General features: G+C 46.3%; 19 protein-coding genes and 1 tRNA gene. 7 read left to right on the forward strand and 13 right to left on the reverse strand.

Features of this window, described 5'->3' with window-relative positions; genetic code table 11:
- Positions 1–12: 12 nt before the first annotated feature.
- The 8 genes from CBF27_RS11260 to CBF27_RS11295 all read right to left on the reverse strand — a co-directional run bounded on the left by CBF27_RS11260 (position 13) and on the right by CBF27_RS11295 (position 5,579).
- Positions 13–1,188 (reverse strand): nucleotidyltransferase, encoded by a 1,176-nt coding sequence (locus tag CBF27_RS11260; RefSeq protein ID WP_126814406.1) that lies wholly within the window; start codon positions 1,186–1,188, stop codon positions 13–15.
- A gap of 70 nt (positions 1,189–1,258) precedes the next feature.
- Positions 1,259–1,996: a class I SAM-dependent DNA methyltransferase gene (locus tag CBF27_RS11265; RefSeq protein ID WP_126814407.1), complete on the reverse strand. Its 738-nt coding sequence runs from the start codon at positions 1,994–1,996 to the stop codon at positions 1,259–1,261.
- Position 1,997: 1 nt separating this feature from the next.
- Positions 1,998–2,336, reverse strand: coding sequence for a ribosome silencing factor (rsfS, locus tag CBF27_RS11270; RefSeq protein ID WP_211334654.1), 339 nt, complete (start codon positions 2,334–2,336; stop codon positions 1,998–2,000).
- A 30-nt stretch (positions 2,337–2,366) separates the two neighbouring features.
- Complete coding sequence (yqeK, locus tag CBF27_RS11275; protein ID WP_126814409.1) at positions 2,367–2,963, reverse strand: bis(5'-nucleosyl)-tetraphosphatase (symmetrical) YqeK; 597 nt, start codon at positions 2,961–2,963, stop codon at positions 2,367–2,369.
- The gene (locus CBF27_RS11280; protein ID WP_170175100.1) at positions 2,956–3,543 is read right to left on the reverse strand and encodes a nicotinate-nucleotide adenylyltransferase; all 588 of its coding nucleotides are present in this window, start codon (positions 3,541–3,543) and stop codon (positions 2,956–2,958) included. Before CBF27_RS11280 ends, yqeK begins: the two co-directional genes overlap by 8 nt.
- A gap of 76 nt (positions 3,544–3,619) precedes the next feature.
- Entirely contained in the window at positions 3,620–3,931 is a 312-nt protein-coding gene (gene yhbY / locus CBF27_RS11285; protein ID WP_126814411.1) for a ribosome assembly RNA-binding protein YhbY, read from the reverse strand.
- A 15-nt stretch (positions 3,932–3,946) separates the two neighbouring features.
- A complete protein-coding gene (gene yqeH, locus CBF27_RS11290; RefSeq protein ID WP_126814412.1) occupies positions 3,947–5,056 on the reverse strand; it encodes a ribosome biogenesis GTPase YqeH in 1,110 nt (369 codons plus the stop codon).
- Positions 5,049–5,579: a YqeG family HAD IIIA-type phosphatase gene (locus CBF27_RS11295; RefSeq protein ID WP_126814413.1), complete on the reverse strand. Its 531-nt coding sequence runs from the start codon at positions 5,577–5,579 to the stop codon at positions 5,049–5,051. The genes yqeH and CBF27_RS11295 overlap by 8 nt, the downstream gene beginning before the upstream one ends.
- 357 nt (positions 5,580–5,936) lie before the next feature.
- On the opposite strand from CBF27_RS11295, the gene CBF27_RS11300 reads away from it, so the two are divergent.
- The 6 genes from CBF27_RS11300 to CBF27_RS11325 all read left to right on the forward strand — a co-directional run bounded on the left by CBF27_RS11300 (position 5,937) and on the right by CBF27_RS11325 (position 9,922).
- Entirely contained in the window at positions 5,937–6,668 is a 732-nt protein-coding gene (locus CBF27_RS11300) for an amino acid ABC transporter ATP-binding protein (RefSeq protein ID WP_126814414.1), read from the forward strand.
- 19 nt (positions 6,669–6,687) lie between these two features.
- A complete protein-coding gene (locus CBF27_RS11305) occupies positions 6,688–7,494 on the forward strand; it encodes a transporter substrate-binding domain-containing protein (protein ID WP_126814415.1) in 807 nt (268 codons plus the stop codon).
- Positions 7,495–7,512: 18 nt separating this feature from the next.
- Entirely contained in the window at positions 7,513–8,160 is a 648-nt protein-coding gene (locus CBF27_RS11310) for an amino acid ABC transporter permease (RefSeq protein WP_126814416.1), read from the forward strand.
- 15 nt (positions 8,161–8,175) lie between these two features.
- On the forward strand, positions 8,176–8,829 hold the full coding sequence (locus CBF27_RS11315) for an amino acid ABC transporter permease (protein ID WP_126814417.1): 654 nt from the start codon (positions 8,176–8,178) through the stop codon (positions 8,827–8,829).
- Between the two features lie 122 nt (positions 8,830–8,951).
- Positions 8,952–9,263, forward strand: a complete 312-nt coding sequence (locus CBF27_RS11320; RefSeq protein ID WP_126814418.1) for a hypothetical protein — start codon at positions 8,952–8,954, stop codon at positions 9,261–9,263.
- A gap of 65 nt (positions 9,264–9,328) precedes the next feature.
- Complete coding sequence (locus tag CBF27_RS11325; protein WP_126814419.1) at positions 9,329–9,922, forward strand: 3'-5' exonuclease; 594 nt, start codon at positions 9,329–9,331, stop codon at positions 9,920–9,922.
- Between the two features lie 61 nt (positions 9,923–9,983).
- Here CBF27_RS11325 and CBF27_RS11330 read toward each other — a convergent pair whose 3' ends face one another.
- Together CBF27_RS11330 and CBF27_RS11335 are read right to left on the reverse strand one after the other, a co-directional pair.
- Positions 9,984–10,922 carry a TDT family transporter gene (locus CBF27_RS11330; protein WP_126814420.1) on the reverse strand — a complete coding sequence of 313 codons (939 nt, stop codon included), beginning with the start codon at positions 10,920–10,922 and terminating at the stop codon, positions 9,984–9,986.
- A 2-nt stretch (positions 10,923–10,924) separates the two neighbouring features.
- Complete coding sequence (locus CBF27_RS11335; protein ID WP_245986058.1) at positions 10,925–11,425, reverse strand: C-GCAxxG-C-C family protein; 501 nt, start codon at positions 11,423–11,425, stop codon at positions 10,925–10,927.
- A gap of 337 nt (positions 11,426–11,762) precedes the next feature.
- Between CBF27_RS11335 and CBF27_RS11340 the strand changes: the two genes are divergently transcribed.
- Positions 11,763–11,960, forward strand: a complete 198-nt coding sequence (locus CBF27_RS11340) for a hypothetical protein (protein WP_126814421.1) — start codon at positions 11,763–11,765, stop codon at positions 11,958–11,960.
- A gap of 199 nt (positions 11,961–12,159) precedes the next feature.
- On the opposite strand, the gene CBF27_RS11345 is transcribed toward CBF27_RS11340, so the two are convergent.
- From CBF27_RS11345 to CBF27_RS11355, 3 genes are all read right to left on the reverse strand, one after another.
- Complete coding sequence (locus CBF27_RS11345) at positions 12,160–12,411, reverse strand: hypothetical protein (protein ID WP_126814422.1); 252 nt, start codon at positions 12,409–12,411, stop codon at positions 12,160–12,162.
- A gap of 397 nt (positions 12,412–12,808) precedes the next feature.
- Positions 12,809–12,892 (reverse strand) — tRNA-Leu (locus CBF27_RS11350).
- Between the two features lie 105 nt (positions 12,893–12,997).
- Positions 12,998–13,450, reverse strand: a complete 453-nt coding sequence (locus CBF27_RS11355) for a SprT family protein (protein WP_281273701.1) — start codon at positions 13,448–13,450, stop codon at positions 12,998–13,000.
- Positions 13,451–13,479 lie beyond the last annotated feature (29 nt).

Genomic DNA, 13,479 nt, shown 5'->3' on the forward strand with positions numbered 1-13,479 from the left:
TTTTCAAAAATCTCATGTTTCTTTTGAGTACAGCGGACGGCGGAAGTAATCTTGCGGCTCTGCCAGTTCGGCTGCCTGCCGGTACACCTCACCCGCCCGGATATCCAGTGCCAGGGATGCCTGGTCGGTTTTTCTGACATTGGTGATGACCGGATAAGGACAGGTCCGCTTCCGTTGATTCAAAAATGCTCGGCCCTGCTCGGTAAAGCCGAGCACTCTGACGCTGGGATGCGCCCAGCTGTGCTTGATGTCCTGAGTCGTCACATAGAGCAGCACATACGTCAATAGCCTCTGTATCCGCGTCCGTGTGTAGCGTTTCGTCTGCACGGAATTGACCAGTTCTTCAAATGAGGCGGCCGACCGGACAGCACGTTTGAGCCGGTACTCCAGCCCTTCTGTCATCTGGTATATCGTTTGCAGCTGCTCCACCGGGGTTACCGTCAGCGCATAGCGGACATAAGGCCATAACAAGTCCCATGACATCAGCGGCTGTTGCTGCAGCATCCGGAAAGTTTCTTTCGGGACCACCGTCTGAATCTGTGCAATTTCTCCGTCTAACACTTTTTGCCGGATGGCCGTTGCACTGGCAAAATGCGGATGAATCGTGTCATCATGATAACCAGCCTGCTGGCGCTGAATCGGGTAAAGCATCATCGGCCGCGGATAAGTGATATTTTCTTTGGCATAGCCCATCCCGAGTATGTGGTTAGGCGACGTGAAATCCAGCTGCCAGTCCGGCATCAATGAGCGGTACACCGCTGTCATCTGTTGCGGATAACTTTGGCCGTTGTTTTTCAGTTGGTTGAACAAGGCATCAATATCATGCTTGTGCGCTTGATGAAAACTGGCGAAATAATCATAATCGACAGGTGTCGGACTGTCGGTACCGAAGCACAGTCCGTCCACTTCCAGCGCCTGCAGCAGTTTGACACCGCCTTTGGCAAAGTAGTCGGCCGACTGCACCGCATACGCCAGCGGCAATTCGATGACCACGTCCGCACCGTAAGACAAAGCCAGTGCCGTGCGCGACCATTTATCTATAATGGCCGGCTCTCCTCTTTGTAAAAAATTACCGCTCATCACCGCCACGATGACATCGCTTTGGCTGCGTTCTTTCGCTTGCTGCAAATGGTAAAGATGACCGTTATGCAGCGGATTATATTCGACAATGACGCCGCAGCTTTTCATGCTTTCACGCTCCTTTCTGTTATTATCTGATTTAAAAAAACCTGTTTTACACTATGTAAAACAGGTAGCCTTATGCTTTTCGGCAAACAAAGAACCAGCGTTTGGTTTCTTCATCAGGTGAGCTGTCGGAAAAATCACCATAAACCGCCACCGACGCAAACCCTGCGGCACCGAGCATGTCGTGATAGTCCTTCAGCGTATACGTACGTTCTTCATGCAGTTCATCATAGCGTTGAAACAGCGCCTCATCAGCTGTCTGTACAAAAAAAGTCAGCAGGTGGGACACACTGTGCGGCTGCCCGCCCGGATAGCTTTCCCACAAAAAGGCAAAGTCATCTGTCTGATAATGGTAGCTGTACCCGGGAAAAACTGTGTCCACTTGATGCAATGAATGCACATCAAACAGAAACGTCCCGTCATCTGCCAGCACATTGAACACTTCATCAAAAACCTGCCGGACTGCTTGCTGGTCGGGCATGTAGCACAACGAATCAGAAAAGCAGGTCACGGCATCATACTGGCCGATTTCCGACAAATCCAGCATATTTCCTTCAACAAATTGAATGTCAACTTGCGCTTCAGCCGCCCGCTGATCAGCTATTGCCAGCATTTCTGCCGACAAATCGAGCGCTGTAACCTGATAGCCGCTTTTGGCAAACGCCACGGCGAGCGCCCCCGTGCCGCAAGCCAGCTCCAACAGACGCCCGGGCTGCTGCGGCAAATGCCGGCGGGAAAAACGCAGCCAGTCTTCATACAGCGCAAGGTCCATGACCTCATCATAAACAGAGGCGAACATCTCATATGACATGTTACTCCACCAGTGCCGTCAAATTGACCAGCGGCGCGTCCGACCAAAGCTTTTCCAGATTATAAAACTCCCGCTCCTCTGCATGAAACACATGGACAATCACGTCGCCTAAATCCACCAGTATCCAGCGGGCTGAATCTTTGCCTTCCACTCGCTTAATCTCAACGTGATGTTCCGCCATCTTGTCGACCACTTCATTGGCGATTGCCAACACTTGCTTGTCACTGTTCCCGTGACAGATCACAAAATAGTCTGCCAAAACAGAAATACCCCGGACATCCAGCCCGACAATGTCTTCTGCACGCTTGTCATCTGCTGCTTTGACGGCTATTTCCAAAATCTTTTCGCTTTCTATGACAAATTCCTCCTCTTATGTTGCCACCCATTGGTTATAGGTTTCGATTGCTTTCGGATAAATTTTTGCGTTTGTCTGCACTAAATGCAGCAACGTGTGTTTCGATTCATACCTTACGGCTGCGTCCAAATTTTCCCTTGCCAACTGTCTTGCTCTGTCCACACCTGGAAATTTTCTTCCTGGCTCGATATAATCGGCCACATAAATCAGCTTGTCCAGCAAAGTCATCTCCGCTGAGCCGATCGTATGCAGACGAATCGCCTGAAGAATCGTCTCGTCTTTCAGTCCCAGCTCCTGTTCCGCCAAATACGCTCCCAGCTCCGCATGCCAGATTGGATTGCCATAGGCGAGCAGTTCCGGTTCAAACACGCCCTGTGCGACCAGTGCCGCCATTTCGTCATCCGGCCGTTCTTTGGCGTAATCATGGGTTAAAGCCGCAATACTGGTTTTTTCCAAATCACCGTTGTACTGTTCGGCCAGTGCCAAAGCGGTTGCTTCCACTCTCAGCACATGCTTGAAGCGTTTTTCTTTCATTTGACGGCGGACTTTTTCAATCAATTGTTCCCGCGTGTAAGGAATCAGCTGCTGCGTGTAAACCAGTCCACTACTCATCTAAATACAATCCTTTTTCCTGAATATAGTCTATCACACTATCCGGTGTAAAATACTTGATGGAACAGCCGGCTGCCACTTTTTTACGAATCAGCGACGAGCTGATATCGATGGCGGGGACATCCACCCAAATAATCGGATAAGGTGATGTGTTGGCACACTGCGGCCGCTTGATGCCGACAAATTGGACCATGTCGACCAGCTCGGCGATGCGGTGCCATTTCGGCAGATATTCTACCATATCTCCGCCGATAATGAAATAGTAATCCACGCCAGGGTTGCGTTCAATCAGCTCTTTCATCGTATCGTACGTATAACTTTTGCCTTGCCGGCGGATTTCCGTCAGTTCCAAATCCAAATTATTATTGGTGGCAACTGATTTTTTCAGCATCTCGATGCGGTCTTCAGCGTTGATGGTCGTCTTCTGATCCACATGCGGCGGCTCAAAACTCGGCATCAGGTAAATTTTATCCAAACCCAGCTGATGGTAGACCTGATCTGCAATAATCAAATGGGCATAATGGACCGGGTTAAAATTCCCGCCTAAAATACCGACCGCTTTGCGTTCGCCATTGGTCATGAAAGAAGGTTGAGCATCAACGACTGTTGTCACCAGCGGACTTACCTTGTTTCTACTCATACTCTTCACCTCACTCTCAAATACGCTTGACCTCACGCGATATTGTCTGATATTTTTCTTTCGAAGACGGCTTATACACTACCAGTATCCGTCCGATTATCTGTACAACATCACAGTGAAGTGTTTCCGCCAATACATCAGCAACTTCTTCAATGACTTCATCTGTGTTTTGCAGCAGGGAAATTTTGATTAATTCTCTCTTCTCAAGCACCTCATCAATCTGAGCGAGCAGGTTGTCGCTGATTCCGCCTTTGCCTATCTGGACGACCGGCTGCAGATGGTGGGCCTGACTGCGTAAAAACCGCTTTTGCTTTCCTCGTAATGTCATATTGACACCTTCTTCCTATATTAGCGCGCGACGTCTGACAACGGTCACGCCTTTTGGTGCCCAGCCTGCCACAATCCCCGGTTCTGTTACCGTGATCCAGCCGAGCCCGGCGAACACGATATCCGTTTTCTCCTTGATTGAAAACTCGAACCGCACCAGTTCAGGAAACGACTCCCGTTCTGCCTCACGGGGCGGCTGCAGCAGCCCGCCGACATGTTTATCATAAAACGCGTCGGCATTGGCAAGTTTTGTCCGGTGGATGGATACATCATTCGACACATAAGCAACAAATGAGCTTTTTTCGCCGCGGAGATAATCAAAACGTGCCAACCCGCCTAAAAAGAGTGTCTGACCAGAATGAAGCTGGTAAACTTTCGGCTTGATTTCCTTCGTCGGCGCAATGATGCGCATGTCCTTTTTGCCGAGATAGTGGGCCATCTGATGCCGGTGGATAATCCCCGGTGTATCAATCAGATAGTGACCGTCCTCCAGCGGAATTTCGATTTTGTCTAATGTCGTGCCCGGAAATTGCGACGTCGTGATAACATCCCGCACACCGCTGACCGTATCAATGATGCTGTTGATCAATGTCGACTTGCCCACATTGGTCACGCCGACGACGATGACGTCCCGGCCATCGCGGTGAGACTCAATCACTTCCAGCAGCTCCGCCATTTCGTGCTTTCTTTTCGCACTGGTCAAACAGACATCGACCGGTTTCAAGCCGGCTTCGCGCGCCTGTTCCTTCATCCAATGAATCAGTTTAGACCGTTTCAGCGACTTGGGCAAAATATCGACCTTGTTCCCTACAAGCAAGACCGGGTTAGCGCCGACAAAGCGGTGCAGCCCCGGAATCAGACTGCCGTTGAAATCAAAAATATCCACGACGTTGACAATCAGCGCCTCTGTTTCGCCAATGCTGTTCAGCAAGCGCAAAAAATCATCATCTGTCAACGAAATATCTTGAATGTCATTGTAGTGTCTTAATCGGAAACACCGCTGACAGTACACTTCACCGGCTGCTAAACCTTTCTCAAGCGCAGACTTCGGGGTGTAGCCAATCTCCCCTGGTGCGTCCGTCTGGATGACAGAGCCGCAGCCGATACACCGTAATGTTTCACTCATGAATGTCACTTCTCCATTTCATATCTGCATGATTAGCCAGCAAATGAGACATCACGACCCGCTCCATCGCCCGGTTGATACGGGTGTTCCAGCCATCTGTCTCAACAAGCGGTTTGACTAAAATCGAACGGATTCCCGCGCCGTTTGCCCCGCGGATATCCGTCATCAACTGGTCGCCGACCATCACCATTTTTTCCGGCGGCAAATTCAATTGCTTTTCCGCTTTTCTAAATCCTCTGCCAAACGGCTTCATCGCACGCGAAACGTACTCCAAGCCCAGATGCTTCACCGCTCTGTCTATCCGGGAAGCTTTGTTGTTTGACACAACAACGACCGGAATCCCCGCCTGCTTCATCGTTTCAATCCAGTGCAGCATTTCTTCCGTGCCGTCGGGATTGTTCCAGGCAGTCAATGTATTATCTAAATCGGCAAGCACGGCTTCGATGCCGTGAGCCCTTAATTGTTCGGGTGTCAGTTGATAAATTGCTTCCAACATCCATGTCGGTTTAAACTTTGAAAACATGAAAGCTCCTTTCCATAAAAACAGGAGTACTCCTGCAGTACTCCAACATTAGGAATATTATACGCTATTTTCGCAAAAAATTCATCTATTTGCACAGTGTTTGCTAAAAATCTGCTTTTTTATTAAAAAAATGCTGATTGTTTTTTTAATGTTTTTTTTAACGTCAAAAACCGTGCCAGTAAATATATGTAAGCCTTCAACCTATGTCAATCAAGGCACATCCGTATCCGCTTACAAATAGTTCGTTTATTTTCTAATGCTTTACAAAACTTTGTAAAATAGACTATAATTCTAATGTTACACTTTATATTAGAATTGAATTAGAATTCAAAATATATTTTTAATGGAGGGATTGCGATGATTACTTTTAAGGACGTCGAAAAATACTACGGTCAATTTCACGCGTTAAAAAATATCAATCTGGAAATCAAAAAAGGAGAAGTGGTCGTTGCAATAGGACCATCCGGCTCCGGCAAAAGTACCCTGCTGCGCTGTATCAATGCACTGGAGGAAATTTCATCAGGCGAACTGATTGTCAACGGAGTCCACATCAATGACCCGAAAACCAATTTGAATGACGTGCGAAAAAATCTTGGCATGGTATTCCAGCATTTTAACTTGTATCCGCATAAGACTGTTTTGGAAAACATTATTCTGGCACCGATGAAAGTGCTGAAAGAGCCGAGAGAACAAGCCGTTGTCACCGCTGAAAGCCTGCTGGAGAGAGTCGGTATGCTGGATAAAAAAGATGCTTACCCGAATCAGCTTTCAGGAGGACAGCAGCAGCGTATCGCCATCGCACGCAGTTTGGCAATGAAGCCGGACATCATGTTGTTTGACGAACCGACTTCCGCACTGGACCCGGAAATGGTCGGCGAAGTACTGGACGTCATGAAAAAACTCGCCGCTGACGAAGGCATGACAATGGTCGTCGTGACACATGAAATGGGCTTTGCCCGCGAAGTGGCGGACCGGGTCATTTTTATGGCTGACGGACAGATTCTCGAAGACCGGGAAGCAAATGCTTTTTACGAAAATCCGCAAGATGAACGGGCAAAACAATTCTTAAGCAAAATTATCAACCATTAAAAGACAGGAGGACGTTACTATGAAAAAATTTACTCACCTGCTTCCTGTTCTAGCAGCAGCTTTGTCGGCTCTGTTCTTGCTGTCAGCATGCAGCGCCAAGAGCTTGTCCGACGAAGATGCACTGGAAAGAATTCAGAACAGCAAAAAAATCGTTTGGGGCGTCAAAAACGACACCCGGCTGTTTGGTCTGATGAATATCGAAACCCGGCAAGTCGAAGGGTTCGATATTGATATTGCCAAAGCTATTACAGAAGATATTCTGGGCGAAGACGGACAAGCCGAATTTGTGGAAGTGACATCCAAGACACGGATTCCCCTGCTGAAAAACGCCAACATCGATGCCATCATCGCCACTATGACCATCAGCGAAGAGCGGAAAAAACAAGTCGATTTCTCGGATGTCTACTTTGCTGCCGGACAGGCCTTACTGGTCAAAAAAGGCAGCCCCATCAAAAGCGTGGAAGACCTCGATGCCTCAACAACAGTCCTAGCCGTTAAAGGGTCGACGTCAGCAGATAATATCCGCGAGCATGCCCCAAAGGCTAAAGTACTTGAGCTGGAAAACTACGCAGAAGCATTCACTGCCCTGCAGTCCGGCCAGGGCGACGCGATGACGACTGATAACAGTATCTTGATGGGGATGGCTGAAGCCAATCCGGACTATACATTGGCAGGCGGCAACTTCACAGACGAACCGTACGGCATTGCCATCAACAAAGAACAGGATAATTTTCTGAACCGCGTCAATCAAGCGCTGAAAACCATACAGGAAAATGGCACTTATCAAGAAATCTACGACAAATGGTTCAGTGGCATTGAAAATTAGAGAAGGGAGCAGCTACTTATGTGGGAACTGTTTATCACCCATAAAGACGTCCTCATCGAAGGACTAAAGGTCACACTTATGGCCAGCTTTATTGCCTTGGCTGCCAGTCTGCTCATCGGGACATTTATGGCTATCTTGCAAGTCATACCCAACAAATTTTTAGCAAAACTGGCTGCCATTTACGTCAACTTTTTCCGAAACGTACCGTTGTTGATCATTGTGATGTTTTTCTTCGTCGTGGTGCCGATGTACGGCATCCCATTTGACGGCTTTACATCTGGAACAGTCGGACTGACGCTATACACGTCCGCCTTTATTGCCGACACCGTCCGGGCAGGAATTGTCGGTATTCCAAAAGGGCAGATGGAAGCCGGGCTGGCTTCCGGTTTAAAATACTATCAAGTGATGTGGCATATCATTTTGCCTCAGGCGTTTAAAATTGTGATCCCGCCGCTTGGCAACCAGTTCATCAATCTGGTCAAAAACTCATCCATTCTGGCGATGGTCACAGGAGCCGACTTGATGTATCAAGGAGACCTGATTGCCAGTCAAACATTTGACACAATCGGCACATACACATTGATTGGACTGTTTTATCTGGTCATGACTCTGCCGGTATCCTATTTGATGAAATACATCGAAAATCGTTTAGCAGAAGAACATTAGAAAGGAGGCTGCACTATGGATTTTTTTCAAGCTTTTTCATGGGTAAATATCCGGTTTCTGTTTGACGGGCTGATGGTGACCATTCAAGTCGCTGTCCTGTCCATCATTTTAAGTTTTATTTTCGGAGGCATTCTCGGTGTGATTCGTTACATGAAAATTCCTGTCGTCTCCAAAATAGTCGGTTTGATCATTGACATCATCCGAAATCTGCCGCTGTTGTTAATTATCTTCTTTACCTATTTTGCCTTGCCGCAAATCGGTATCCAGTTCAGCATCTTCGGTTCGGCTGTCGCAGCTATGACGATTTTCGAATCGGCCATGTTATCAGAAATCATCCGTGCCGGACTGCTTTCCGTCCCGCCCGGTCAATTCGAAGCGGGGCGCTCGACAGGTCTGAGCTATTTTCAGACACTATACTACATCGTGTTTCCGCAAGGGATTAAACTGATGATTCCGCCGCTAGTCAGTCAGTTCATTTCATTAATCCGTGACACATCTTTGGCCGTCATCATTTCACTGCCGGAGTTGACACATCACGCAAAAATCATTTATGCACAAGACCCGACCGCCGTGCTGCCGATGTTCTTTGCCATGACACTTTGCTATTTCGTCATTTGTTATTCATTGTCGTTGCTGGCAAATTACTTCGAAAAACGACTGGCCGTTTAAACACTCTCTACCCCAACAGACAGCATGATGCTGTCTGTTTTTTTTTACACATTTTTTCTAAAAAAGTGTATAATGAACAATGAAATCAACCGCACGACAGTCGTGCAAAGGGAGTGCTTATTATGCCAACACAATCTGACATTTTAACTGTCGCCATGACATTGTTTCACGAACCGGAGATTATCCGAAAAAACTATTTGGAAGTCCATATCCCATATAAAGCTTTGCAGGACTATGCCACCAAGGAAGAATTGGCTGCTCTTTTCCCAAGGGATTTGTCAGTTTCTTTTGAACACTTGGTCGATATCACGCCGCTTGAAAAGCTGGCGAATCAGTTGCTGCAAACAAAAAAAGGAACCTTTGTCCTGAATGTCTTTTTTAATCAGCAGACAGCAACCGATTATTTGGCACTGATTGCCTCTTATGTTTTATAAAGTTGAGTGCATCCCGGAAAGCCTGTATACTGGAGAGACGATAAACCAGAAACGAGGAATCTCTTATGAGCATCGATTTCATTGCTCTTGATTTTGAAACAGCCAATCAGCGAAAGGCCTCGCCCTGCTCTGTCGGCATGATCAAAGTCATAGACGGGGCAATCAAAGAATCTTTCTACACATTGATTAATCCCGAAGCGGCCTTCGACAGGTACAATATTTTTGTCCACGGCATCACGCCGGACATGACAGCCCGCTCTCCCATCTATCCGTCGATTATCCCGGATATGCGTGACTTTATCAGCGAACTGCCGGTAGTTGCCCATTACGCACCGTTCGACATGTCCGTCATTCGTGAATCCAATGCCCGTTATCAAGTCACTGATTTTCAATTAAAATACTTCGACAGTTACTACTTGTCCAAGGCATATTTGACCATGCCGAGTTACAAGCTGAATGTCCTCGCCGAGTACGTCGGTTTTACCTTTCAGCATCACCATGCCTTGGAAGACGCCAAAGCTTCAGCGGCGATTATCACTTATTTATGCCGCCAGCACAATATCCAGTCAATTGAAGAGCTGCTGCACCATGCCAACTACTCGGCATTCGGCACCGTGGACGGCTCGTCGGGAAACGGCTTTAGAAAAAAAGCACGCTGAAACACCTTGCCTGCCTTGCGCGATATTAACATTGAATGCGCAAGACAGGCAAGGTGTTACTTTAAATGCGGCTTGTCCGTCGGCCTTTGACTACATTACTGATGAAGCAGACCAGCACATACAAGGTAACGGCAGCTGCCAAATAGTGTTCCAGTTTAGCAGCTGTGTTCAAAACTGACGAGATGCTGGGGAAAATACTACCCAAATAACCAGCAAACAATGTTAATGCTGTGGCAGAAATGACCAGCGGGAAGGTCAGCGCTGCATGCGTCGGCTGAAATGGCAGTTTGATCAGCACCGGCAATTGACTGAGAACCCAGAGGTACAGAGCTTGCGCGACCAGCAATTGAAGAACGACAAACCAGACAGTTTTTACCTCAAACAGTGTGAGATACCCGGCAAGAATCAGCGAAGCCGGTGCAGCCAAAATAGCAGCTGTTGGTTTCAGTTGGTCAGCTAGCGGGGCCACCCTTAACCGCCGGCTGACCAGCGGCAATAAAACTAAAAAGGCTAGCAGCCCAAACCAGTAAACACCTTTGCCAAACCGCTGCTGCTGAAACACCCCCGCCGTCATAGACACAGTGACAATTCCGACATAAACAATAAACCATGCCGGCAATACTTGCTGCAAAGATTTTTGCCAGACGAATTTTTTCGTGAACCAAATCATCACCGACAGATGAATCGCTATCCCCGCAACCCAGACCGCCTTAGCCAAAAATATACTTTGACCCGTCAGCGCTTTAGAAAGCAGTATCAGCGCCATGCTGTATGTCGGAAATGTTGCAGCCGCCGGCGCTTGCGACATGGCTGCCAGAAATCCCGGCCAATCCAAGCATAATTTCACTGTCACGATCACTAAGATAATAACCGCTAGCAACACTGCCCCACGACTGACCAAAGGCACATCAGCGGACAGATTACTTAAACCGATTAGACTCAATGCTACTGCAGAAATCGGCAACGGAACGGCATGAAAAAAAGACTTTAAATTATTCATTCTTACGACGCCTGATTGCCGGTTGTAATGACCGGCGCTGTTGCCGGGTCGATTTTACCCGCTTCAATCAAACGCTCTACCACCCAGACAGCTACCTTTCCGGTTATTTCAATGCAATGCTGTTTTCGGCCTTCTGATTTGAAGTCATCACCCTGCCATTGTCTAGTGATAATCCGGCAACAGACCGAGCGATACCCTTCTTTGATATAATCATGCAGTCCCTTCGCAAGCTCGAACATCTGCGGGTCCATCGGTTCACCTTTTTTTCTGCCGTAAACCATCCCTAAAGCAATTTGTCCACCGGAAACAGCTCCGCACAGACATTGCGCCTGCCCCATGCCAATCGGGAAACCGGAAGCCAGCCTGACTACATCATCGTCATAAGGCTTGCCCAGCACATCATTTATCGTTTCCACAACTGCCTCTGAACAATAATAGGTGCCTGAACGAAAATAGTCCTCCGCTACTTCTTTGACCATCTCAAGATATGCTTGTTTTTCCAAACACTACACCCCTTTCTTCTTGTGTATTATATCACAGTGCTAGAAACTGATTTACAAAAATTAAAAAAATTTTTCTTACTATTAATTCAACCATTCCTTTCATTCAGGACTACAACGGGTAAAATATTTTGTTTGTGAAAATAACGTCTGAAAATGAGATGGCACCTGCATTTCGCCAGCCGGAAACTTGTGAATTAACTATGATAATCATCAATCTTTGCTTTGTTAGATAGATTAGAAAACGCTTAGCAAATCATTAGATTTCACAAACATTCTTGCTTTTTGCCTCGTTATCTATTATAGTTATAGTTAGATTAATGAACAAAAAGGAAGATATATGATGAAAACAAGATTAAAGAAGAAACTATTTACTGATGTTGTTCATTTGTGTCCGCCTGGAGAACCTTACAAGTATCTTTGTGTAAACAACAACAAAGTTCGCCGAAAAGCATTAGAAAGAGTGAAGGCGATTCAGTTCGAACGAATCGAACTGGATTACACGCGCAAACAAGTATGGAATTTAAGAAAATCGTAGCTACGTTACCCAGTTTCACAGACTAGGTTGTCCCTCAAGATAATATTTTAGTGATATGGCCATAAAGCGAGGCTATGACGCCCTTGCTTTATATAGACATTCAACATCCCGTAAAATCTTCAAACAGAGTTTTACGGGATGTTTTCCATATCTTTTATGTTAACATCCAACTGTCACATAGACAAAACCTGTTGTGATATCACATTGTCCACCGTTCCATCTCATCAATCACAATCTTCAATTTAACTTTGACCGCTTTGTATTTATCGTCCTCAATAATTGCATACTGCAATGTATCAAGGTAATACCAGTCGATAATTGGGCAATAGGTACCGCATATCGGCTCTTGCTGTCTGATAATATAGATATAATCCTTCAGTGTTAATGCGCCTGACTCCAACTCATCTGCAAACCCATACAGAAAGTCTGAGTAATCATAGGCTAGCCGCATACACGTCACTCCTTTTGGCTTCAGGGTAGCAACATTATACCAACGTTAACTACAAAAAAAACACCTTCGACAGTATTTATATTGTTCTTTCTGTTTATTTTTTTGTGCATACTACTCGTATATAACAAATTGTGAAAAGGCATTCTGAATGCTATTTTCGAGCGGATTGTATTTTCCTGACAAGACACTTCAAAGTCGCATACAGCCAATCAGCCGGTAGCATAATAAATAACGTTATAAACTTAAGGATAGGCTCATGGCAGATATTGGGTAAATTAGAAAGAGACGCGGCTGCAAGCTCTGTGATAAGATAATAACGAAAAAAAAAAAGCGCCTGCAGCTCCTAGCTGCAGACACTATAAAATACTGATACAACACTATGTTTATTATTTTTTTATGCGGCCGGTGGGATTTGAACCCACACGGGACTTTCTCCCACTGCCCCCTCAAGACAGCGTGTCTGCCATTCCACCACGACCGCAAAACATGTCTACTTGACACTATATAGGGAAAAAAAGTAAAAGTCAACAAAAAAAACAGAATGATCCAAAAAATTTTGCCTGTTATTTGGACCATCCTGCGCCATTTAGATAGCCGTTTCTTTTTCCTTCAGCGCTCCGCCGCAGCGGCACCGGTATTTTTTTACGTTGATACGTCTTTTTCTTAAAAATAGTGTTTCGCATTTTAGACAAACATACTGATGGTAATCTTCTGGCTTGTAATCAGACAACGGCTTGACAAATCGGCTGCCGCCGGTCTGTTTCAATAACAGCTTGAAGTCGATATCGCGATGACGGTACCCTTGTCCGTCAAGGTGCAAATGATAATGGCAAAGCTCATGTTTAATCACATTAATCAGCTCTTCATCGCCATATTTTTGATAAACCTTGGGATTAAAATCCAGATTGTGAGTGTTTAAATGATAGCGCCCGCCAGTTGTTCTCAAACGGCTGTTGAACACAGCACGGTGTTTAAACGGTTTGTTGAAAAACGTGAGCGACACATCTTCCACCAGCTGTTGAAGCGTGTCATCCGACAACTCTTCCGATAACTGATTTAAATAACTGT

The organism is Vagococcus acidifermentans (genome assembly GCF_003987655.1).
Taxonomy (GTDB): Bacteria; Bacillota; Bacilli; order Lactobacillales; family Vagococcaceae; genus Vagococcus_B; species Vagococcus_B acidifermentans.